We start from the raw sequence: 21,183 nt of genomic DNA on the forward strand, positions 1-21,183 counted from the left end.
GATACCGACGGCCTGGTGTAGCCATCCCGGCCTCCTCAGACCGTCGTGACGACTTGCTCGTAGCGCTGCGCCCCGACACTCGCCACCCCAGGCCTGCCGGCCAGCAACTCCCGGACCGCGTTGACGACCTCGATCTCTGGGACGACAGCGATCTCCTGATCGATGGATGTGATCGACACCGACACGATGGGGCCTCCACCCGAGTTCCTGCCGGTGACCTGGTAATGAGCCATCCTGTGTTCCTCTCTCGTCAGGCAATGCGCACAAAGCGCAGCCAGCTATCGGTGTAGAGCGTCGTGGCGCCCGCGTCAGAGACGAGCTGAGCCCAGTCCAGCGAGTACGTGCCTGCGGTAGAGCCGACGCGGATCGTGCCGTGGATCACTGCGGTGAGGGGGGCGAGTCCCGTGCCTAGGCAGCCGAACGAGCGGGCTGCGGTGATGTCCGTGCTCTCCGTGCGGACCAGATAGCCGCGCGACGACTGGGTATCCGCGATCAGCGCCGGGGTGGTGTTCGCAGACACCACCTGGCCGTTACCGGCGCCCATTGCGGCCCACTCGCCGAGCGTCCCCGACGGCGCCGTCCAGTCGATGTTGAGGTCGGCGGCGGCCGGGCCGTCGAATTTGATCCAGCCGTCCATGATGTAGACCGCGTTCGCCACGAGATCGAACGTCAAGTGCGGGTCCGCGACTGCCGTTGTCGTCGCCGTCCGGGAAGTGTCCGAGGTTTTGCGCGCGGTCATGGGCAGCATGTCCCGCAGGGTGCTGGCACGAAGGCGCTGGCCGGCCAACAGATTTGGGTAGTACTCGACCACGACTGGCCTCCTACAGGCTGAGGATGGTGGGCTGGGCGAGGCGGACGTCGGTGCCCGCCGTCTGGGCTTTGTTCACGCCATTGACTGAACGTGTGACCGTGAATACCTGCGGGTCGAGGATGTGGAAGTCGTCGTGGCGCAGCTGTGGGCTCACGTTCGTGTTCCCGGCGAACGCCGAGCCGGTGATACCGACCGCACCCGACGCGATCGTGTTCGCACTGATGGTCTCCGTGAGCTGCCAGTCCTTCGGCTCCGTCTCGGCCACCGGCCAGGCCTTCAACTGGATTTGCTGGCCAACGAGTTTGGCGCGAACGTAGAACGCATCCCCCGCGGCGTACGTGTAGTCCAGGGTCACCGTCGACCCGATCTGTGTCGTGTCGCGGGTGACGCTCAGGAACATCGAGCCGCTCGTTCCGAAGTGCAGTCGGGCCCGGTAGTAGTTCGACGTGTCCGTGTAGCGGAGCAGGATCGCAGGCAGGAAGCTGGCCCCGGTCGCTACCTGGTCCGGGCTCACCGTCATCCGGGCTTCGGCGTCGCCGAGCCCGGACACGAGGGTCTGGAACCGGAGTGTCGTCGGCGAGGAGGCCCAGGTGATCACGCCCTGTGCGCCGTTCACGTTCCGCTCCGTGGCCGTGCCGCCGGCCTGCGTCCACGTGTTGCCGCCTGAGCTGGTGCCCCAGTCGTTCGACACCGCGCGGGTGAAGTCGTCTGCCCCGGTGGAGGCAATGGCCGTGACCGCCCAGGTTTCGCCGCCCGCCCGCACGTCGAAGGGGAAATCACTGCTGTCGGTGGTCCAGAGCCCGCCGTCTCCGGTCGGGGTGACGTAGAGGCTGGTCGCACTGGAGGTGGCGCCAACGTAGATGGCGCTGCCATCGGTGTCGATCCGCCCCAGAACGGGATCGTCGAGGACACCGACGCGCCATGAAGACTCAGGGGCACAGACGTAGGTGATGCGGTGCTCAAAGTGGTCGATCGTTTCCGACGACAGGCCGAGCACCAACTGACTGATGTCGTCCGGCGGAATCCACGCTGGCAGATCGGTGAGCAGCAGCCTGTCACCCGGCCTCATCGACAGGGCCTGCGCTTTCAAGGCCGGGTTGAAGCTGAACTGCTGCCTGGCCAGGTTGACGCTGATCTGTGGGAATCGGGCCTCATCCACGGTCGCGAGATGGAGCCGCCAGTTCGCCTGGTCCGCGAGCGTCGAGGAATCCTCAAGGTTCAAGGTCACGTCTTCGCCGTACACGCCGATACCAACCGGAGGATCCGCTGTCGACATCGAGCCTTCGTCAAGCTCGGCCGTGGCGCTCGTACCACTGGGCAGAGACGCGGTCACCTTGTTGCGTACCAGCTGGTCGTCGTCGACTGGCACCGGCACCGACGACAGTTCGTTGTTCGGGTAGGACATGGTCAGCGCCGGCGCCTGGTTGAGCAGCGAGGCCCTGGTGCGGTACCCGAGGCCAAGCACGCTGAGGTTCTCGAAGAGCATGCCGCCGTCGGCGAGCTCGGCTTGCCGCATCACGTCGATCGGCTTGAGCCGGTCCTGCCCGCCCATGAGCGGGGTGTCGTCCAGGTCCCCAATGGCGTCGAACGGGATGCCGGCCTCGGCACACAGCCGCTCGATCCTCCTCCCCGCGGCCTCCCCGGACGGGGACAAGCGCAGGCCGAGGTCTGTAGCCGCCGTGATCACGGACTGCACGGTGACGTGCCCGACTGCGACACCGGGCAGGCCCAGGGTGCCGATCGGACCGACGACACTGCGGGACGCGGGGCCGAACCGCACGCGTGTCACGCGCTGCACCGACGAAAGCGCCGCAGTGTCGGTGACGCTGTCCGTCGACATCGTGAACAGGTCGGTGATCCGGATCGCCCGACCCATCGACGTCCCGTCCTCCTCAAGCTCCACACTGATCCGCATGCGCCGCCCGCGGACGTCCAGCGTGTGCGTCAGCTCGGCGCCAAGGACTGATCCGTCGGCGTCGTGCGCGCGGAGCACCAGCGTGTTGCCGGTCGTCGCGTAGTACAGCTCCCAGAAGGCGACTGCCCCCGCAGTGGCTTCAATGTGGTCGATCGCGCAGATGACTTTGCCGTCGGACAGGCCTTCAGCAGGGATGTGGCACAGCAACCTGATCTGACTGGCCGTGGCGTCGTCGTACCGTGCGACGCCACCCGAGAGGGCTGACGACGCGGACAGTACGGGCAGCGGGTCGGAGGCGCCGAACCCGGCGTAGGTGGCGAGTGCTGGGATGCCGGTGAACGTCATTGCCGAACCGTTGATCAGCGCGGACGCGATGGTGGTGGAGCCGTCCACGTCCTCGCACGGCCAATACGCCTGCAAAGAGGAGATCTCAGGGTCGGTGATCCCGTCGTGGATCACCGATTGCGCGGGCACGGCGCCCTGGTTGAGGCGGCGCAAGATGCCGGCCCCTTCGACCTCGACCCACACATCGGTGCCGGTGGTGTCCCAGTGCTGCGGCCACGAGCTGATTTCACCCCAGAAGCGGTAGCCCTTGTAGTCGCCGTTCGCGACAGAGACGCGCAGTTGCTGGTTGCGGCCCAGCTGCCCGTAGTAGGGGGAGGTCGGGTTGCGGGGGCTGTAGCGCCCGTCGCGGTTGTTGAGTTGGAAAGAGCAGGACGCGTGTTCGGTGGTGGCCGCGCCCTCGTCGCGGCGCCCGCGGGTGATGGCGATGTTCTGGCCGCCGTCGCGGGTGAGGACGAAGGGCGTGATGTCCACCCAGGTGCCGCCGATGAGCAGTTCGACCATCACTGGGCCGGTCGGGGCCGCTTCTCCAGAGGCACCGAGGGGCCCTGCGACGGCGCCCATGCGGCGCTGCCAGCCCATCAAACGTGCTGCTACGCCCATGTTTTCTCACCTCCTCTGTGGTTGATCAGAGCGTTGGTCACTCGTCGAAAACGACCCAGCACAGCAGGTTCGTCGCGGCCGAGAACGTGGCACGGACCCGGAGGAACTTGCTGACGGCGACGATCGGCCGCTCGTCCGGCATCCACTGGTAGCTGTAGCTCGTCGGCCACGCCCCGTTGGAGACACCAGAGACCTTCACGGTGTCGAAGGACCGCGACGCAGTGGTCGTGCCCTCCACAGACGCGGTGTAGCCCGTCGCCGATGTCCCCAGCGTCAGCAGCGAAGCAGGAGCGTTCGGGTCCAGCGGCTGCACGCCGGCCGCCACGTGCGCCGTGACGGTCGCGGCGACGTCAGACTGCATCAGCTCGATAACGCCCTCGCCCGTAGTAGCCGGGGCCGCATCGAGGGTGTAGCCCCAGCTGATGAGCTGGACCTGGCGCGTGCTGGGAGTGGCCAGCTGGAGCATCGTCTTGATGGCTGTGCCGGTCGTGACCTCGACGGGTGCGGCCGTGGTGGCCATCGCCCAGTTGCCGATCCTGTACCTGTGCATCTCTCTCCCTACGTTCCAGCCCGGCCAAGGACGACCTGGGCATTTCCGCCGCGGACCCGGATGGCCTTGCGCAGCATCTTGAGAAGGAATTCGTCGACGTCGCTCCCGCTGGAGCGCAGCTCGATAACCACCAGCTCAGGGGGGCCGCCACCCGCACCCTGCGGCGGCCGCACACCAGGGCGCTTCGGTGGCTCGGTGAGCATCGACTCCCACGCCATGCGCTTCGACTGCCCGGTCGGGTACACCCGGGAGCCGACCGGCAGGCGCACGATCTCGGGGCCTTCCTCACCGGTGAGGGTCAGGCCACCACGGACGCCGCCCGAGGCCGCAGCACCGACGATGCCGCCGGACGCCTTCTTGGAGAACGCCCGCTCGATGGCCTTCTCCATAGCCTTCGTCAGCTTGTCCATGCTCTTGGTGAGCTTCTCCTGCACGCTCTTCAGCGCGCCGACGACTTTCTCCTGCGCCTTGATCTGCGCCCCGTACACGGCGTCGGCTGTTGTCTTGCCTGCCGCTGTGGCTGCCTTCGCGATCTCGGCCTGGAGCTGGTTCATGCTCTGGATCTCGCTGTTCGAAGCGCCGAGGAGCCCCGTGGCGGTCTCCAGTCCGCCGCCGTCGATGCCAGCCTCGGCAACTTGGCTGAGGAGCCCCTTGTCCAGGCCCTTCGCCTTCAGTTCCTCCAGCGCCTGCGTGAACGCGGTCGCTTTGTCCCTGGAGCTGATGAGGCCGCCCATGATGCTGGCGGTGGTGACACGACCCTCGCCTGAGGCGCCCTTGGTGATGTTCGCACTGCCGAGAATGCTGCTCTTGACCGAGGATGCGAGACCCGCCGCCGCGCTCTTCAGATCACTGAGCTTGCTCCTGGCCTTGTCGAGCTGGTCAGTGACCTTGCTGAGGGACCTCTCCTGCTTCAGCAGGGCCCGGCCGGTCGAGTCGAGTTGCCGCAGGAGCGACCGTTCCCGCCCGCCGTGCGTGGCCTTCATGATCACGCCACGCCACTGGTTCAACGAGTTGACCAACGAGCCGATGGAATCCGGGTTCGACAGCGCGGACCCGAACTCGGAGCGCTGGTAGCCCGCCGTCTTCCCGAAGTGGGAGACGGTCAGCTCGCCGCGGGCGCGGCCTCGCGCGTCTCGTTCGCCCTTCGCCTGCGCAGCCGCGCGCGCCTTCGCAGCCTTTTGCCCCTTCGTGAGGCCGCCCTTGGCGAAGCCGGGCACCTTCAGCCGTCCGGCGTTGATCGCGTCCATGAACCCGACGCCGTATCGGGCGACGGCCGCCGACCGCATCACGTACTCCGTGTTGCTGATGCGGCCCATCGCGCCCGAGGGAAACGCGGCCACGATGGAATCGCTGGTGCCCGTGCCGGGCCCATTCACGTACCCACCGTTGGGGAACGCCTGGACGTCGCCGCCGCTCGCGTAGCTGGGCACACGCCCGCCGCTGGCCTTCATCCAGAACGGCTTCTGCTGCGCTTGCACCGTCTGCACGTGGTTCGTGCGGATGGTGATGGTCCTGTCGCTCAGCGAGTTCACCGCGCCCTGCACGCTACGGATGCCGGACACCGCGGCGCCGGTCTTCGCGGTGACTCTGACGCTGCCGTTCGGGAGGCGCTTTACCTTGTAGCCGAAGCCCGTCAGGATCCCCTCGGCCGCCTTGCTGAGCGTTTTGAGGGTGACGGATTTGCTACCCGGGCTCCTCTTCACCGCACCGTTGAAGGCTTTCAGGTCCCGCTCGGCGTCCTCCTTCTGCATTTTGATCCGGGCGGTTTTGCTCGGCGTCTTGAGGATCTGCGCAGCGAGCCTTCTCGCAGCCGCCTCGTTACCTGTGACTCCCTCGGTGAGAGAAAGGAGCTTCTTGCGGCCCCTGTCGTAGATTCCGTTGACCGTTTCCCACGACGCACCGTTCGCGCGAGCGGACTCAGCCGCTTTCATCGTCGACGAGGCGATGTCGTCCAGGGCCTGGTTGTTGCCACGCCCCTTCGCCGTGTTCTCGTCGAGCGTCTGGCCGTTCTTCTTGAATGCGGCGTCGGCAGCATCGATCGCCGCCTCCATGCCCCGGACACCGCCGCGCGCCATCAGGTACGCGTTGCTGAGTGCGTTGATGGACTGAGCCAGCCCATCCGCGCTGGACTGCTGCGCGGTCAACCTCTCCTGTACGCCGAGCGCCTGCTGACCGAACAGGCCCATGCCCTCAGCCGCCAAGCGCTGCTCTTCCGCCAGGTTCGCGAGGCCCGCCTTGTACCCGTCGAAGGTCTTATCGATTTCAGCATCTGATTTGCCGTCGCCACGCAGCGCCTCACGGACAAGGGCGAAATCCTTCGCTGCCTGCTCCGTGTTCCCCGAGGCCACCAGGCCGGCCAGCGACTCATCCATCGCGTCGAAGTCCGCCGTCAGGGCCTTACGGGAGTCCTCGCCCTTGGTGAGGTCCTGCCACAAATCGTTGGCGCTGCGCCGCAGATCATCGAGCGGGCCGATACCCGAACTCCCGAAGCTCTTGACGTACTCTTCCTGGTCCTTCGCGGCGCTGCCAAGTTGCTTGTACTTCTTCACCAGCCCATCGACGTCGCCGAACGTCGCCTTGAGCTCGCCGGTGAACTTTCCCGTCGTCGCGAGGTTCTTGAGGCTGGTCGTCAGCCGGTCGACGTTCGGCGGGGCGCCGCGCGCATTCTCGGCGATCTTGCTGATGCCGATTGCAGCGACAGCGAGGACGCCCAGGCCTACGGCGGCCTTCTGCACGCCGCTCATGCTGGCCGCCGTGGCGCGCATCGTGGTCGATACGCCAGCCGCGCGCATGACCGCGAAGTACGCGGCGAGGCGACCGACGGCGCTGCCTCCAGCGGCGGCCCCGACCAATCCGATACCGACGGATACGAGCTTCAGTGCGGCGTACATCTGGATGAACGTGCTCAGCGCACCGGTGGGGATCGCGTTGACCAGCTGCGCGAGCGCGTTGACAGCCGTCAGAATGCCGACGCCGAGGTCGCTGGCGGCTGCCACCAGGTGGATCATCGACTTGGCGAGGTTGCCGAGCGTCTCGCCGACCGCGGGGCCCACGTCGCGGGCGTAGGCCATGAACTCGGAGAAATTTCCGCCTACCTTCCCCGTGTCCATGGACTGGGAAAACTTCACGAGCCCCGTCGTAGCGCGGGCCAGCGCACCCGACGCGAACTCGCTGAATGACGCCATGAACCGGGAGAACCCGTCCGACTGGATACCGCCAGCCATCACGGTCATGAGCCGGTCCAGCTCACCGGAGGCACCGCGCACCAATGGTGACATTTTAGGGAACAAGGCACCAAAGGCGGCGAATGCTTTCGTCGCGACAGGCATCGTCGAGTCGGCGAGACTGTCAGACCATCGGGTGTACTGCGTCTTCATCAGCGTCAGCCCGACCGCCGCCTCCTGCGTGGCCCTGGGCATGTCCTTCAGCGCCAGCTGGATCTGATGCGCTGCCTTCGCTGCTTCCGCCGAGCCCGTGCCGTGTTCCTTGACCGCGTCCCTGTACTTCTTCTCAGCCTGGGCGGCCTCCATCACCGTGGCGATCTGCCCGCCGATCGCCACACCGAATGCCATGACCGCTACCCCGGCCGCGCCGAGCCCTGCGGCCATTGGCACTGCGACAGCGGCGATGGGGATGAGCGCCGGCGACAGGGCGATGGCAGCCGCGCGAAGGCCCCGCATGCTGTTGCCGGAAGCGGACGTGACGTTCGGGAGGGAGCCGAGACCGGTACGCAGCCCGCCGAGGCTGCCCGTGAGACGGCCGACGCTGCCGTCGAGCTCGTCCATGTCGCCGCGCACCGTACGGGTCCGGGTGGACAGAGCGTTAAGACGGCCGTCGGCGGTCTGCGCCCGCGTATTGAAGGTGCGCAGCGCTGTGGCTACCGCAGTCACACGGTCGCGGAACTCGCCCATCGCAGCCGAAGCGGCTGCGGCCCGCCCACGCAAGGTTCGCAGAGCGCGGGAAGCGTCCTCGGCCTGCTGCTCCAAGGAGTTGAGCGCGGCGGCGGACGCGGCCGCCCGGGTCGTGAGCGAGGTGAGCGCGGCCCCAGCCCCGTTGGCGTCTCCGCGCAGATCACGCATTGCGGTGGCCGCCGCGGTGATCTGTCCGGCGTTTCCGTCGAACTGTGCGGTAAGCCGGACGGGGCTCTCGCGCTTCAAGTCGCGTAGGGCGGCCTTGATGGATGCGACGTTGGTGGAGGTCTGGTCGTCGATGCTCGCGGTGACACGAATGTCGCCTGCGGCGGTGCGGAGCCCTCGCAGAGTGCTGGTGGCGCTCTGAGCGCGGGTGTCGAGGAGGCGCAGGGACTGGCTGGCTGCGGCGGACCGGCTCGTGAGGGTGTTCAGGCCCTGCCCGGCCTGTTGTGCGTTGCTCTTCAGTCCCTGGAGAGAGGTGTTGGCGGCGGCAAGCCCGGCGCCGGTCTGGTTGGAGACGCGGACTGAGATTTGGATGTCGTTACCCACCGCCGTCACCTCCCTCTGATGTGCCGAGTTGTTCGATCTCCAGCAGTTGCAGCAGCTCTACGTCCTCCGCGAGCACCTCGCTGGGTAGCTTGTGGAAGCGGTCGCAGAGCTGAAGGATCAGGCGGGCACGGCTGTAGGCGGCTGGGGGGCCGACAGGGGTTCCATCGGAATCGACACCACCGGGGACTGCTCGCCATCGGGCGAGCTCTGCGGCAAAGGGCCGTACACCTTGCCCCCGATGCGTGCGAGCCACTCGCTAGTGAGTGCCAGGGCGAGATCCTCGTCGAGCCGGAAGAACTCTTCGCTGGTCGCCGGTGTCGGGCTCCCGTCCTCCTCCTCGATGTTCCAGCTGATCAGCGACTCACCGAACCGCTTGATCTGCTGCACCATGCGGTTGTCGCCGCCCTCCTCGGTCTCGGCCTCCTCGACGAGGCCGGTGAGGAGGAGGTACTCGTCGAGGGTGGTGCGACGGGCGATTACCTCGGGTGGCTCCGATTCGGCCCCGTAGACCTCGTGGTCCTTGAGAGACACGGTGATGCCCTGGCTGGTCTTCTTGCGGTATGCCATGGGGTCATTCCTTCTGGTGCGGACAGATGTGTGGCATGGCTTGGGGCCTAGCTCCAGGTCGGAACGACGCCGTCCGAAAGCACGCCAGGCACGGCGAAGGTGAGTTCACCGCTGTCCGAGCGGGACAGCGGATAGTCGGTGAAGAGGCACTCGTTGTTGAGGCTCTGGCCGCTGACCGTGAGCGAGACGGTGCGCGCCACCGAGGTGGACGGGACCGTCTTGAACACGGCGTGGCTCTGGTTCGCCGCGTCGTTGAACACGCCGTTCAAGGTCACCGAGAAGTCAGCGAGGAGCAGGATTCGCTCCATCGCGGACTTATCAACGCCGGTGACGTCCTGCACCGCGCGCGGCGTGGAGAACTGCAAGTTCGTGATGTCGTTCTTGATCGCCTGGGGGGTGCCGGTGCTGTCATCGACAGAGCACGTGGTCCACCCGATTCCGCTTTCCTTGGCCATGGCCGTTATCCCTTCGTCTGCTGGTCGACGAGTCGGAGCTGGTGCTCGCCGAAGTCCTCAACCCAGTCCGCCGGGCTGCTGTGCTGGCGGACTCGGCCCGTGGGGTTACCGCGGGCACAGTCCCCGTCCCTCACCGCGTACAGCTCCGGCCGCGTCCGGTGCTCCGCGAAACACCTCTGCCCCGACTCGAACCGGAACGCGGTCAGGCCGGTGGCCGTCTTCTGTTCGCGGAACGTCCGCCGCGACTCGCCCCGGATGTACCGGGCCTGCTGCTGGCCGAGGTCGGTGGTCTCGTCGATGACCGACTCCCACCCGTTCTGGTGGGCCGGGCAACCGACCTGCTCGCACGCGGCGACGACTGTGGTGTCCCGTGGCTGGGTGATGCTGAAGGTCTGGTAGGACTCTGCGGGGAGCAGCATCCGGTCCAGGCGGGTCATGGTCATCAGAAGGCCGTTTCGGTGTCGTTGCGGTTCACCACGACGGCGAACTGCGCGTTGGTGAAAGTCCCGGTCGACGTGACCCGCAGGTAGCGCTCGACAGTGAGGTTGCGGGCGGTCTGGATCCGCTGTGACGTGATGCCGGCCGCTGCGGTGAAACCGCCGCCGACGACGTCAGCCCACGCGTCCCCGACTCCGTTGTCTGAGCTCTCCTGCAACTTCACGGTGACGCTGGTGCCGGTGAACGCGAAGACGTGCAGGTACGCCTGGATGCCGAAGAGGGTGGGCCCGGTCCCGAAGTCCACACCGGTGCCGCTCGCAGCGGTGACGTCGGTGCGCTTGCCGGGGGTGACCAACTGCCCCCACTCCAGGCCGTAGCCGTTGGCCAGCGCGGAGACAGCGAAGGTGAAGCTGCCGTCGTCCCCCCGTGTGCCGGCGTAGTCGATTTGTTTGCCGACCAGGCCCGTCGCCGCGCTCCCCAGGGCGGTGCCCCGGCAGTACGTGACGATCTGATCAGCCGTAGGCAGACCGGAGAATCGGGCGTGCGCCCCGGTCAGCAGCGTCGGGTTGAAGAACGACGTGAACTCGGTGCGCCCGTCGCGGATCCCGCCCTTGCGTTCCATCGCCGATTTGTCGATGGCGGTGAACGGCAGCACCGCAGGGCCGCCGCCGACGTTGCCGAGGGCGTTGATGTCGCCGGAGACGTCATATCCCGCGACGTACAAGGCATCGCCGAGACCGGATTGCTTGCTCACAGGGTCTCCTCCCAGAGGTCGTTGACGATCACCGGGAGGCTGACCGTCATCACGCGGTACGGGGCGCCGTCCTGGCTCAGGTATCCGGCGCGTACGTCGAGCGGACTGCCGTGGGCGCCGAAGATGTCGACCTGCCGGACGAGACCGCCGAGGGTGAAGTCACCGACGTAGGCCGTGCACAGCGCATCGACCGCCTTGACCATGTCGGGGTCGATCGCGTCGAGCGGCAGGGACTGCCCCGTCTTGTACAGCCGCACGTTCAGCACCAGGAGCACCGACACCGAGCTGAGCCCGGAGGAGCGGAGAGGTGTGACGCGGTCGACCCACACGGCAGCCGTGAGGCCGCCCGTGGCCGGCGGGTTGAGGGGCTCGTGGCCGTTGACCTGCTCGAAGTACCCGGACGCGGACGCGTGGGATGTGGCCGCGTCGAGGATGCTGTCGATGTCGAGGGCCATGGGTCATCCCCTCATCTCGGGTATGTGGCGCTGGACGGCGCGGTCAGCGATGGCCGGGCCGCGCAGCTGCGCGAGCTGCTTGCTCTGGCGCCAGTGCCTGTAGCCGGGGAACCCGGGGCGGGCCCGGTTGCGGGTTCCGACGCCTTCCAGCCACGGGCCGTAGACGACGCCCTGGTCGTGGACGAGGGACGTGTCCGCTGCGACCCGCGTGGTGATGACGCGGCTCTCGTAGTAGCCCGTGGGGTGCCGGAAGCTGCCGCCCATGAGGGTGAGGGCGTGCTCCTCGGCGAACTCGGCGATGTCCTCGCGCGCGTCATCGGCGGCGCTCTGCATGGCGCGTGCGGCCCGGCCGTCGAACAGGGGCCCCGTCATCGTGATCTCGATGCTCATCAGATCGCCCTCGTCCGGGCTTTGCGGCCGTGCGCGGCGTACACCTGCTGGCGTAGCCCTGCGAGGGCCGTCCCGTCCATGGCCTTCTCGCTGGTGCCGCCATCCCCTGTCTTGCGGGTCTTCGCGTATCCGGCCTGCTCGTTGGTGAGCCGGCCGATGGCTTCCGCGATCGTCAGGTCCCGGACCAGGCCGGGCGGGTCCCAGCGGTAGACGAGGGCATCGGAAGCGTGTGTCGCGGGCGTGGTGCCCAGGGCGCCGCGGGTGACGGTCAGGGTGCGGGGCGCGTAGATGTCGGCGCCGGCCGAGTGAGCGGCGAGGACGGAGCCATCCCACGCGCGCTTGACGGTGAGCTGGTTGCCCGCGATGTCGACGATGAGCATCCGCTCGGAGTCGATGAGCAGAGTCTCGTCGACGGCGTACGCGGTGCCGTCCGTGACGGTGAGGCTGACGCTGTTGTTCTGCACGGTGAGTCCGGCGCCGCCGAGGTTCTGCCCGGTGTCCCCCATCGACCGGCCGGTGACGAGGAGCCGCTCTATGCCGAGGCGCAGCACGGAGCCGACACCGACGAGCGCGGACGCTGCCCCGGTGACGGACACGGCGGTCGCGGTGAGGGTGCTGACTGGGGCGGTGAGGGTCCCTGCGGTGGTCTCGTCGTTGCTATAGCCGAACAGGCCGGTGATGACGGTGGCCTGCTGGTGGGTGTCGCCGGAGGAGAACGCCGCGCTGCTGTCGAGGTCGATTTCGATGTGCGTGTACGGGGGTGCGCTGCCTTGGTCGGACCGGCGCAGGAAGTAGTCGTCGGGGCCGATGGTGACGCCGCCGCTGACGAGGGAGGTGACGGAGATCAGGGTGTTGGAGTCGAGCCACAGGCGCCACGGGCGGGCGAACTGGGAGCCCGGGTAGTCGAAACGGCGGGTGTCGGTCTGTGGGGCGAAAGCAAGGTGACACAGGCTGTCCACGCCTCTGCTTGCGGACGTCAGGGCGCGGTCGATCTGCCCGGCGTTGCGGGCGGTCCCCTTGCTGTCGGGGGCGCGCATCACGTCCTCGCGGGTCGCGTAGACGACCATCTGTGCCACCTCCTCTCGGAACTCATGCGGTCAGGTCAGGTACGGGGCGGCCAGGTCCACCGGTACAGCCCACCGGGGGCCTCGGCCTCGGGCAGCTCAGCGACGTAGACGACGGACGGCCGCCACTCGCTGACCCACCCATCAGGCAGCACATGGACGTTGACCGTGGTCTCGTCCCACACCCGGGTGATGAGCGCCGGCGCGACGCTGGCACCGTTGTTCTTCGCCGGGTCCATCGGCACCAGGACGATGCGGCCCACGCCCGGCTGCTGCATCACGGCCTCCCGTACAGGGAGAGCGACACCCCGGTGAAGGACGGGCCACCGGTGCCACCGATAGCCCAGCGGATACGGGCCCGGTCGGTCAGCTGATAGCCGGTCGAGATGTTGCCGTACGTGTAGCCGGTCGACCCGATCGCCGACCCGGAGATCCCCAGCGCGTTGGACGTGAGGACCCAGTTTCCGAAGGCGTCCTCAACGTCGATAAGGGCGGTGAGGGTGGGGTTCGTGCCGGTGGGGGCATCGGCCACGTTGACGACCAGCAGGCCGTTGGAGATCCGGGAGATGTCGATCGCCCCGGTCCTGCCGGTGGTGCCGTTCGTGATCGCGGCGGTGACGTGGTCGGTGTTGCTGTTCAAAATCAGGCCGGTGGCCTTGAACAGCTGGGTCGACCGGTGGACGCTCACTCCGCGCCGCCCCCGTCCGAGGCGCTGTCACCCTCCGACGTACCGGTCCCCTGGTCGCCATCCGTCGAACGGGCAGAAGGGCTCCCCGTCCGGGCCTTCCCGGAGCGGCTCCCCGTCGTGCGGACAGGCAACGGGGGCTTGGGCTTGCTCGTCTCGGGCGATGTCTGCGGCTTGTCGGATGATGTCTCGGAGCTGCTCCCAGCCGATGACTGATCACTCCCCTCGGCCGTCGGGTGGACCGTGTCACCGTCGGGCAGGTCGACCACCTCGGGGCCGTGTTCGCCCACGTAGCGGTTCGTCGGCTCACGGTTGGCGGGGGGCTCCGGCGCCTCGTTCTCGCTGCTCTGCGCGGGCCACGGATCCGCTCCGTCGCCGTCCGTCCAGGTGCCGCCGACGACGCTTGCCCCGGCGATGGTGGGCCCGCCGTGGCGGGTGATCTTCGGCATTGCGCCTTCCTCCGTGTGATCGGTAGCCCCGCACTGCGGGCAGCGCGGAGCGCCCACCGAGTAGGTGGTGGAGCACTCCGTGCAGACCCAGGCCGCCATATCAGGCCGCCGTCACAGATGCGCCGTCGTCCAGCGGCACATAGGTCAGCACCCACGTGATCGCACCGTCCGAGCCAGCACTGACCTGTTCCACGCTGCCCGCGGTCAGGACGAGCGGCTGCTTGATCGTCGGCACCGCACCAGGGCCGGTGAGGATGCTGTCGCCGGTCAGGCCCTGGAAGCCCAGGAGGTTGCCCGCCGGGGTGTCCGTGGTGCCGATGTCCGTCGCGGCGCACAGATCCTTCGTGACGCCGGTGGTCGGGTTGTGCTGGAGCTTGTAGCTGTTCGCGACGGTGATCGCGGTGGTGACCTCGCCGACGATCGACGTGATCAGCACCTTGCCGCCGGCGACGGTGAACAGGCCCGTCGTGGCCGCGGCGAGAGTGCCGGTGGCCTTCTCGACGCGCGAGCCGAGGACGAGCGAGCGGACCTGAGTTCCCTTGACTTGAGTGCTCATGTGTCAGCCCCCTCAGACCACGTTGCGGGGCAGGTTGGCGGGCTTCCGCTGCTGCGCGAGGTCGTGGGTGATCGCGATGCAGATTCCGCCGGAGACGGTGACCTCGACGCAGTTGAAGCCGTCGGACAGCTGGGTGGCACCGACGGTGAAGACCATGCAGTCGTTGACCGCGTCGGTGCTGAGGTCGAGGGTGTCGTCCTGCTCCGCCATCGCCGTCCAAGTGCCGCCGACACCAGGGGCCTTGTGCGGGTAGACGTTGCAGTCCAGTGCCTGCTCGGAGGCCCCGTCGACGGACTCCTTGATGGTGGCGATCTGCGTTCCAGCGTCGAGGAACGTCACGAACGAGACGGCAGTCGCGTTGGTGAGCGGGATGTGGACGCCGCTTGCTGCCGCGACCACGTTGTAGACCCTTCCGAGTCCCTTCACAGTGCCCTCCTTGAGGGGGTTGATTGCCTCTGCGGGTAGCCCTGGCAGGGGGTTGAGTGCCTGCCAGGGATGGGCTGGTCAGGCTCGGGTTGCGACCTTCACGAACGGGCTCAGGGTGTTGGAGCCCTTCCGGGGGGTGATCGCCGACTTGATCCACGGCTGGCCGTCGACGCGCTCGATGACGCGCATCGCGGTCTTGTCGTTGCCGAACTTGAACTCGGTGCTGGTGGCCGACTGCATGGCCTGCCGGTCACCGATGAGGTAGTAGCCGAAGTCGACGAAGTTGATGTCGCCCGCGGTGCCCACGCTGGAGCACTTCTCCGTCCACACGACCGGGCGGCCGAGGATGGTGACCGGGGGGGCGCCGGCGCCGTCGCCGTTGCCGATCCAGACGGCGGAGCCGCCGGTCCCGACGGACAGGGCCATGGTGGCGAGCTCGGGGAACGTGTCGATGTGCGCCACCCACACGGCGCGGCCGATGCTGGCCGGGAGCATGCGGGAGTACGCCTTGACGATGTTCTCCCACAGGATCGTTCCGGCGGTCTGGCCGGACTCCTTGGCCACGCTGACGGCGGCGGGGGCGTTCATGAAGCCGAGAGGCTGGCCGACACCGTTGCCCTCGATGAAAGCGACGTCCTCGAACCAGGCCAGGGCCTCGGGGTAGGACTCGTTCATGAACTGTTCGAGGCTGAGCATCGAGTCGGTGAACAGCTCGTTGGGGATCTCGCTGTACAGGGTGAGCTTCTTCGCGGTCAGCTCGATGCGCCCGAACGTCGGCGAGCTGTCGGTGAGGGTGCCGCCCTCTTCCGTCCAGTAGCCGACGATGCCGCCGTACACCGACGAGGCGTTCGACGCGGAGTCGATCATCGGGTAGGGGACGGTGAGGGTTTCCATCGGCACGACGCGAGCGCGCGAGCGGACGACGGACATCTCCAGGGAGACGCGCAGCAGTTCGGCGCGGAGCGCCTCGGGGATGAGGAACCCGCCGTCGCTGGGGACGGAGGACCCGAACGCGTTCTGAAATTTCTTGATGTCGGAGCGGGCCGCCAGCGACTCCTGCGTGTTGTCGCCCGCCCACGTCGCACCGAGGAAGTCAGTCCAGTTCGCGAACTGCTTGTCCAGCCCGGCGCCGGGCGCCTTCGCGTTGTAGTGCTTCGACCGGGCTACCGGCCGGGCGGACGGGTCCAGGTTCAGACGGTTGATCCCGTCGATCTGGTCCTTGCGGAGCGCGTTCGCGAACTCCTGCTGTGCCAGCTCGCGGACCTGCTGCTCGATGCCGGGGTCCTGCGCCGACTGGCCCTTGGCGTAGTCGACGATGAAGCTCGTGAGGGCCTCCGGCGTCTTGACGATCTCCGTGGCCGTGGCGGTGTCGCCGAGCATCTCTTCCAGCTCGGTGGCATTGCGCGGGACGGTCAGAGTGGGTGCCACTGTGGTGCCTCCTTCAGGCGTCCGTCGCCGCGCTGGACGACGTGGGGGTCTTGGTCAGGTGGGCGGTCAGCGCGGCCCATGGGCTGGGCGCGGACCGCATGAGGTGGGCGACGGCTGCCGCCCACTCGTCCGGGGCTGCCTCGGCGGGCTGGTGCTCCGCGACAACGGGGGTGGGCTCTGCCGGAACCGTGCCTTCGGCAGGCGCAGGGACGGGCTCGGCGACCTGTGCACGCAGAGCCGCCGCTACCTCGTCGCCGACCAGGGACCGAATGTCCTCCGTCAGAGCGGCTGCGGCCTGCTGGGGCCCGGCGTAGCCATACGCGGCCAGGTCGTACGGGCGGTGCATGTCCGGCTCGGGGTCGTCCTCGGCGGGTGCGGCGGCCGGTGTCCCTGTCTTGGGCGCCTGCGTGGCCTCGTCCGCGAGTCCGGCATCGACGGCGTCCTTGGGGAGGTACCAGGTCTCCGCGCGCATCCGCTCGCGCCAGTCCTCGCGGGTGCCGCCCGCGCGCGCCGAGTAGGCGTCGGCGATGTTGTCGGAGATGAGGTCGAGGAGCTCGGCCATCTCCTCCATGTCGGAGGCGTTGCCCATGCAGAGCCCGGACGCGTCGTGGATCATCATCATCGTGTTCGGGGCCATCTCGATCCGGTCGCCGGCCATAGCGATCAAAGAGGCGATGGAGGCGGCGATCCCGTCGACCTGGATGGTGACGTTCGCGGGGTGGGAGCGCAGCGCGTTGGCGATGGCGATGCCCTCGAAGACGCTCCCGCCGGGGCTGTTGATGCGGACGCGGAGGTTCGGAGCGGTGATGCCCCGCAGGTCGGCGATGAACTGATCCGCGGTCGCCCCGTACCAGCCGCCGATGTCGTCGTAGAGCATCACCTCGGCCTCGTCCGGGTCAGCCTGGTTGGTGATGCGGTACCAGGGCTGCGGGTCGATGCCGTGCTGCGCGCGGAGCTTGTCGGCCTGTGCGCGCTGGCGGGCGACGATGCGGGGGAGGGTGCTGGGAAGGGTGATCATTCGTCGTCCCTCGTCTTCTTCCGCTTGACGACCTTGCAGCGGCACTTGTTGCCGAACTCGGCGCCGACACAGTCCTTGTAGCCGGTCCCGCCGGGGTAGTCCTCGTAGGCGTCGGCCCGGTTGCGGTAGACCGTGCCGTCGTTATCCGCACACGGCTGGCACTCCTCGCCGTCCATCACGCAGACGGCTTCCCACCGCATCGCGGCCTCGATGTCGTCGCCGACCGAGCCGCCGGTGAGACCAGCGACCGCGGCCTCCCACGAATCCACAGGCTCGGCCGGCGCGGGCTCCACCGGAGCAGGCGCATTCGGCGGGTCATCACCGGGAGGCACAGGCGCGGCAGGGGCCGTCGGCATCTCGAAGCCGAGCATCGGCAAAATGATGTCGGCGAGCGCCGCAGGTGCGGCTTTCACCAGGTCGATGAGGAGCTCCCGGTCCGCGTCCGCACCGGGCTGGCCGAACGCCATCGCGGGCAAGTCGAGGGCCTCCAGGGCCTCGGGGCCGTACACCCCGGCATTGACGAACTCGGCGAGCGCGGCCGCTTTCGCTTGCAGCTCCTTCGCTGCGAGTTCGCGGTCCTCGGGCACCGGGTTGTCGTAGTCGAACTCCAGGCCCTGACCAGCCGCCCCGAACAGCGGCAGCAGCTGGTAGTTGAGGGCGTCCTTGACCGCTTCGAGGTCGGGGACGACGAGCCAGCGAGCGAACATCAGCTCCCCGGCCTCGGCGTTCGCCCTGTTCACGGAGTCGGACGAGCCGAGCATCGGCTTCGGGAATCCGAACGCTTCGCGGATGATCTCGCGGCCGACGTCACGGAGCTCGACGAACTGCATGTCGCGCTGCGTGAACTTGCGGTCCTTCCACGTGCCGTGCTCAAGGATCGCCACCCGGTGCGCGTTGGCGACGCCCTTGTGCTGCTCATTCCACCGGTCGCGGAGCTCGTTGAACTCGTCGTCGCCGAGCCCGTTGGGGACCTCGATGATCCCGCCGGGCTCCGCCGAGTTCAGGAAGAAGTTGCGGTTCCACTCGGCGCTGTACCGCATGGCGTCGAGGTCGGTGAGGAGCGCCTGGACCGGCCCGATGCCGCGGTACGGGTCCGTCGGGTGCGGAGTCCGGATGAAGATCACGTCTTCTTTGCGGAGCGCCACCTGCTGCCCGTCCGGGCCCGTGTACATGTACCCGGACAGGAATCGGTCCGGGTCAGGGACGGGCTCCATGCGGTCAGGGCGGACCGGCCACATCTCCAACGGAATCTTGAACCGCTCATCGCCCGCGATGACCCACCACTGCTCGCCCGTCAGTTGCTTGTGCTGCGCCCCGGCCTCGACGAACACGGACTGCGTGTAGAACTCGTTCGGCTTGTTCCACAGGTCCAGTGCGGCGTGGGCGGTGACCTCGACTCGGTCCTCGGGCTTGCCGCTCTTGGCCTTGCGGTACAGGTGCCAGCCGACGCCGGCCTCGGCCTTCGCGGTGCGGTTGACGATGGCAAAGAGCGTGGACACGGAGCCCATGGAGTTGAGCTGTGCGGTGGCGCCGCGCTGGGATCCGAAGAGGCCCCGGCCGTATGAGGCGGTGCGGCTGGCGAAGGGGACGGGGGTGGCGGTGGCGGCGCGTTCGCGGAGTGCGCCGAGGAGGGTTCTGGCCACCCGGCCCCTCCCCTCCGCGCGCTAGTCGCCGTAGATGCGCCAGTTCAGGACGAACGCGGCGATTCCGGCAGTGATCCATCCGGCGGGCGCGTAGATCATGTTGGCACCTACTGACAAGAGAATAGCGCCTGTCGCGTCGAACGTAACCGGCATAGCTCTATTCAAGTGCCTGGCAGCGCTGATGCGGAGCGTCTTTACGGCTCTCACGGCTCCCTCTTCCTGGTCGACACACTTTGTCAGATACCTACAATCGCAGGCCGCGCAAGGCCCTAAAGCCAGCGGACGCGTGTCCGGCCCTTCAGGTCCCGGGCCGCAGCCATGTACCGCATGCAGTCCATCCCGTGGTCGTTCTCCTTCACCGGGGCCTCTTTCAGGCCGCCAGCCGCGCCGGGCTTGATCGCCCACACGTAGCCGGTGATCTCCTCAGCGGTGCACGTCGGCAACGACGCTGTCTCCAGGGATGCGTCGCGCTCGACGAGCGCGTCGCGCACGATGAACAACCGCGGTTTGCCGTCGGGCTGGACCTTCAGGCGGGACTGCACGGCCTGGATGCCGTCGCTGACGGTCTTCGTTGCAGGCTGTGTGCTCATGCCCAAGTGCCGTTCCAGCGTCGCGCGGTCCTCGGCGTCGTGGTCGGCGAAGATGGCGCGTGGCCGCGGTCCCCGGTCCTGCCCGGACGGGTACGTCAGCAGGTGCTCTTTGATGTGCTTCGCATGGTCCTCCACTAGACGCTTCGTGGAGTACAGCTCGTTGACCAGGTAGAGGCGGCCGTCGGGGTCTTCCCTCCAGTCCTGCCAGACGAAGGGATTCCTGTAGCCGAAGTCCACCGTCGCCCACCTGGTCCACGAGTTGGGGACCGTGAAGGTATCGATCAGGTGGACACTCTCATCCCATTCCGCGTAGACGAGTCCCTCCGCGGCGACCCACTTGCCCCAGCGCATCCGCTCGTACCGGGCGCCGGTGAGGCTGTCGAGCCGGGCAAGGTACGCCTGTCCGTACTCGGTCCACTCTCCGCCCTGGTACAGGCGGGGGTTGTCCTCGTGGCGGCTGTAGAGCATGACGCAGCGGCCGGCGTCGGCCCGCCGCTTGAGGTGGTGCGTGGGCGGGCCGGGGTTGGTGGCCATGATGAGCTGCTGGTACGAGAGGCGCCCGTTGCGGAGGCGGGTGACGAGGGTGTCCAAATCCTCGGGCGTCGCCTCGATCGCTTCGTCAACGAAGCAGAGGTCGTACTCGGTGGAGAGCAGACGCGATGCGCGGTCGAGGCCGCCGACGACGATGACACTGCCGTTGGAGTAGCGGAAGCTCGCAGGCTCCTGCGCCGACCCACCGTAGAAGGACACGGCCCCGGCCGCGATTGCTTCGGCGGCGACCTTCTCCCGGAACGTGACGAGGGTGGAGGCGGTGAGCGAGGAGTGGGTCTTGCGGACGATCAGCGCCCGAACCTTGGGCGTACTCATGCACGCCAGGTGGACCTTCATGAGGGCGCCGACACTCTTGCCCGTTCCCGCTGCGCCACTGAGCAGGATCTCAGGATCCTTGCACCGGAAAGCTTCGAGGGCGGCGCCTCTCGGCTCGTACCGGACGACGGTCTCACTCATGCTGCGTCTCGTGGTTCGGTCACTTGAGGTCCTCGGCCGCAATGCCCACGACTTCGTAGCGGATGCCGCCGGTGATGTTGACCTTCTTCTCGGCGTCGAGGCCGTGGAGCTTGCGGTAGCTCTCTCTGAGCGCCCTCAGCTCCCGAATCGCCGCGAGCTTTGGCCCGTCGTCGAGGAGCGGCTCGCCGTCGGCGCCGGTGACGATCCGGCCGTGGGAGACGGTGACGTGGTCGCGCTCCAGGACTTCGAGGGCGGAGACGTACAGCTCGTCCAATTGCGCGGCCTCGGAGGCGACGAGGTCGGCGCCGGCCTGCTGGAGGACAGCCTTACGGCAGCGATCGACGGCGCGCCATGCCTCGCCTTTGTTGCTGTAGCCGACGGCGTCCGCGATCTGCTTGTACGTCATGGCGGGGTGCTCGGCTTTCAACCGGGCTGCTTCGGCGGCGCGTTCTTCGTGATCGAGGGTGGTGACGAACTTGCCCTTGGCGTTGCGGACCTGGCCGATGGGCTCGCGGGGCTCGGCCGGTACGGGTGGAACGTTACCGGTGTTCATAGTGAATGATGGTAATGGTGGCG

Annotated in this window: 22 protein-coding genes; all 22 read right to left on the bottom strand. The window is 67.7% G+C overall.

Annotated features, from left to right (window positions below; all coding sequences use genetic code 11):
* Nucleotides 1–35: 35 nt before the first annotated feature.
* The 22 genes from QMK30_RS02635 to QMK30_RS02740 all read right to left on the bottom strand — a co-directional run bounded on the left by QMK30_RS02635 (nucleotide 36) and on the right by QMK30_RS02740 (nucleotide 21,160).
* On the bottom strand, nucleotides 36–233 hold the full coding sequence (locus QMK30_RS02635) for a hypothetical protein (RefSeq protein WP_283515455.1): 198 nt from the start codon (nucleotides 231–233) through the stop codon (nucleotides 36–38).
* 17 nt (nucleotides 234–250) lie between these two features.
* Nucleotides 251–811 (bottom strand): hypothetical protein, encoded by a 561-nt coding sequence (locus QMK30_RS02640; RefSeq protein ID WP_283515456.1) that lies wholly within the window; start codon nucleotides 809–811, stop codon nucleotides 251–253.
* 10 nt (nucleotides 812–821) lie between these two features.
* Complete coding sequence (locus tag QMK30_RS02645; RefSeq protein WP_283515457.1) at nucleotides 822–3,671, bottom strand: hypothetical protein; 2,850 nt, start codon at nucleotides 3,669–3,671, stop codon at nucleotides 822–824.
* Between the two features lie 37 nt (nucleotides 3,672–3,708).
* Nucleotides 3,709–4,221 (bottom strand): hypothetical protein, encoded by a 513-nt coding sequence (locus QMK30_RS02650; RefSeq protein ID WP_283515458.1) that lies wholly within the window; start codon nucleotides 4,219–4,221, stop codon nucleotides 3,709–3,711.
* A gap of 8 nt (nucleotides 4,222–4,229) precedes the next feature.
* Nucleotides 4,230–8,681 (bottom strand): phage tail protein, encoded by a 4,452-nt coding sequence (locus tag QMK30_RS02655; RefSeq protein WP_283515459.1) that lies wholly within the window; start codon nucleotides 8,679–8,681, stop codon nucleotides 4,230–4,232.
* Between the two features lie 117 nt (nucleotides 8,682–8,798).
* A complete protein-coding gene (locus tag QMK30_RS02660; protein ID WP_283515460.1) occupies nucleotides 8,799–9,248 on the bottom strand; it encodes a hypothetical protein in 450 nt (149 codons plus the stop codon).
* A 47-nt stretch (nucleotides 9,249–9,295) separates the two neighbouring features.
* Nucleotides 9,296–9,703, bottom strand: a complete 408-nt coding sequence (locus QMK30_RS02665) for a hypothetical protein (RefSeq protein ID WP_283515461.1) — start codon at nucleotides 9,701–9,703, stop codon at nucleotides 9,296–9,298.
* 5 nt (nucleotides 9,704–9,708) lie between these two features.
* Nucleotides 9,709–10,146 (bottom strand): hypothetical protein, encoded by a 438-nt coding sequence (locus QMK30_RS02670; protein ID WP_283515462.1) that lies wholly within the window; start codon nucleotides 10,144–10,146, stop codon nucleotides 9,709–9,711.
* On the bottom strand, nucleotides 10,146–10,895 hold the full coding sequence (locus QMK30_RS02675) for a hypothetical protein (RefSeq protein WP_283515463.1): 750 nt from the start codon (nucleotides 10,893–10,895) through the stop codon (nucleotides 10,146–10,148). The genes QMK30_RS02670 and QMK30_RS02675 overlap by 1 nt, the downstream gene beginning before the upstream one ends.
* Nucleotides 10,892–11,350, bottom strand: coding sequence for a hypothetical protein (locus tag QMK30_RS02680; protein WP_283515464.1), 459 nt, complete (start codon nucleotides 11,348–11,350; stop codon nucleotides 10,892–10,894). Before QMK30_RS02680 ends, QMK30_RS02675 begins: the two co-directional genes overlap by 4 nt.
* A 3-nt stretch (nucleotides 11,351–11,353) precedes the next feature.
* Nucleotides 11,354–11,740 carry a hypothetical protein gene (locus tag QMK30_RS02685; RefSeq protein ID WP_283515465.1) on the bottom strand — a complete coding sequence of 129 codons (387 nt, stop codon included), beginning with the start codon at nucleotides 11,738–11,740 and terminating at the stop codon, nucleotides 11,354–11,356.
* Nucleotides 11,740–12,807 carry a hypothetical protein gene (locus QMK30_RS02690; RefSeq protein ID WP_283515466.1) on the bottom strand — a complete coding sequence of 356 codons (1,068 nt, stop codon included), beginning with the start codon at nucleotides 12,805–12,807 and terminating at the stop codon, nucleotides 11,740–11,742. The genes QMK30_RS02685 and QMK30_RS02690 overlap by 1 nt, the downstream gene beginning before the upstream one ends.
* A gap of 35 nt (nucleotides 12,808–12,842) precedes the next feature.
* Nucleotides 12,843–13,082, bottom strand: a complete 240-nt coding sequence (locus QMK30_RS02695) for a hypothetical protein (RefSeq protein ID WP_283515467.1) — start codon at nucleotides 13,080–13,082, stop codon at nucleotides 12,843–12,845.
* Nucleotides 13,082–13,492, bottom strand: coding sequence for a hypothetical protein (locus tag QMK30_RS02700; RefSeq protein WP_283515468.1), 411 nt, complete (start codon nucleotides 13,490–13,492; stop codon nucleotides 13,082–13,084). The genes QMK30_RS02695 and QMK30_RS02700 overlap by 1 nt, the downstream gene beginning before the upstream one ends.
* Entirely contained in the window at nucleotides 13,489–13,938 is a 450-nt protein-coding gene (locus tag QMK30_RS02705; RefSeq protein WP_283515469.1) for a hypothetical protein, read from the bottom strand. The genes QMK30_RS02700 and QMK30_RS02705 overlap by 4 nt, the downstream gene beginning before the upstream one ends.
* Nucleotides 13,939–14,038: 100 nt before the next feature.
* Nucleotides 14,039–14,494: a hypothetical protein gene (locus QMK30_RS02710; RefSeq protein ID WP_283515470.1), complete on the bottom strand. Its 456-nt coding sequence runs from the start codon at nucleotides 14,492–14,494 to the stop codon at nucleotides 14,039–14,041.
* A gap of 12 nt (nucleotides 14,495–14,506) precedes the next feature.
* Complete coding sequence (locus tag QMK30_RS02715; protein ID WP_283515471.1) at nucleotides 14,507–14,920, bottom strand: hypothetical protein; 414 nt, start codon at nucleotides 14,918–14,920, stop codon at nucleotides 14,507–14,509.
* Nucleotides 14,921–14,998: 78 nt separating this feature from the next.
* Nucleotides 14,999–16,348 carry a phage major capsid protein gene (locus QMK30_RS02720; RefSeq protein WP_283515472.1) on the bottom strand — a complete coding sequence of 450 codons (1,350 nt, stop codon included), beginning with the start codon at nucleotides 16,346–16,348 and terminating at the stop codon, nucleotides 14,999–15,001.
* Between the two features lie 13 nt (nucleotides 16,349–16,361).
* Complete coding sequence (locus QMK30_RS02725) at nucleotides 16,362–17,366, bottom strand: head maturation protease, ClpP-related (RefSeq protein ID WP_283515473.1); 1,005 nt, start codon at nucleotides 17,364–17,366, stop codon at nucleotides 16,362–16,364.
* On the bottom strand, nucleotides 17,363–19,009 hold the full coding sequence (locus QMK30_RS02730; protein WP_283515474.1) for a phage portal protein: 1,647 nt from the start codon (nucleotides 19,007–19,009) through the stop codon (nucleotides 17,363–17,365). Before QMK30_RS02730 ends, QMK30_RS02725 begins: the two co-directional genes overlap by 4 nt.
* Nucleotides 19,010–19,278: 269 nt before the next feature.
* A complete protein-coding gene (locus QMK30_RS02735; RefSeq protein WP_283515475.1) occupies nucleotides 19,279–20,607 on the bottom strand; it encodes a phage terminase large subunit in 1,329 nt (442 codons plus the stop codon).
* A 19-nt stretch (nucleotides 20,608–20,626) separates the two neighbouring features.
* Nucleotides 20,627–21,160, bottom strand: a complete 534-nt coding sequence (locus QMK30_RS02740; RefSeq protein WP_283515476.1) for a hypothetical protein — start codon at nucleotides 21,158–21,160, stop codon at nucleotides 20,627–20,629.
* Nucleotides 21,161–21,183: the final 23 nt, after the last annotated feature.

This window comes from Streptomyces sp. H27-C3, from assembly GCF_030063415.1.
Taxonomy (GTDB): domain Bacteria; phylum Actinomycetota; class Actinomycetes; order Streptomycetales; family Streptomycetaceae; genus Streptomyces.

Bases quoted from the DNA above. Each gene is read 5' to 3' on its own strand.
- QMK30_RS02735 (WP_283515475.1), bottom strand. From the start codon at position 20,607: ATGAGTGAGACCGTCGTCCGGTACGAGCCGAGAGGCGCCGCCCTCGAA.
- QMK30_RS02685 (WP_283515465.1), bottom strand. From the start codon at position 11,740: ATGAGCATCGAGATCACGATGACGGGGCCCCTGTTCGACGGCCGGGCC.
- QMK30_RS02695 (WP_283515467.1), bottom strand. From the start codon at position 13,082: ATGCAGCAGCCGGGCGTGGGCCGCATCGTCCTGGTGCCGATGGACCCG.
- QMK30_RS02740 (WP_283515476.1), bottom strand. From the start codon at position 21,160: ATGAACACCGGTAACGTTCCACCCGTACCGGCCGAGCCCCGCGAGCCC.
- QMK30_RS02635 (WP_283515455.1), bottom strand. From the start codon at position 233: ATGGCTCATTACCAGGTCACCGGCAGGAACTCGGGTGGAGGCCCCATC.
- QMK30_RS02690 (WP_283515466.1), bottom strand. From the start codon at position 12,807: ATGGTCGTCTACGCGACCCGCGAGGACGTGATGCGCGCCCCCGACAGC.
- QMK30_RS02650 (WP_283515458.1), bottom strand. From the start codon at position 4,221: ATGCACAGGTACAGGATCGGCAACTGGGCGATGGCCACCACGGCCGCA.
- QMK30_RS02660 (WP_283515460.1), bottom strand. From the start codon at position 9,248: ATGGCATACCGCAAGAAGACCAGCCAGGGCATCACCGTGTCTCTCAAG.
- QMK30_RS02680 (WP_283515464.1), bottom strand. From the start codon at position 11,350: ATGGCCCTCGACATCGACAGCATCCTCGACGCGGCCACATCCCACGCG.
- QMK30_RS02725 (WP_283515473.1), bottom strand. From the start codon at position 17,366: ATGATCACCCTTCCCAGCACCCTCCCCCGCATCGTCGCCCGCCAGCGC.
- QMK30_RS02665 (WP_283515461.1), bottom strand. From the start codon at position 9,703: ATGGCCAAGGAAAGCGGAATCGGGTGGACCACGTGCTCTGTCGATGAC.
- QMK30_RS02645 (WP_283515457.1), bottom strand. From the start codon at position 3,671: ATGGGCGTAGCAGCACGTTTGATGGGCTGGCAGCGCCGCATGGGCGCC.
- QMK30_RS02670 (WP_283515462.1), bottom strand. From the start codon at position 10,146: ATGACCATGACCCGCCTGGACCGGATGCTGCTCCCCGCAGAGTCCTAC.
- QMK30_RS02705 (WP_283515469.1), bottom strand. From the start codon at position 13,938: ATGCCGAAGATCACCCGCCACGGCGGGCCCACCATCGCCGGGGCAAGC.
- QMK30_RS02710 (WP_283515470.1), bottom strand. From the start codon at position 14,494: ATGAGCACTCAAGTCAAGGGAACTCAGGTCCGCTCGCTCGTCCTCGGC.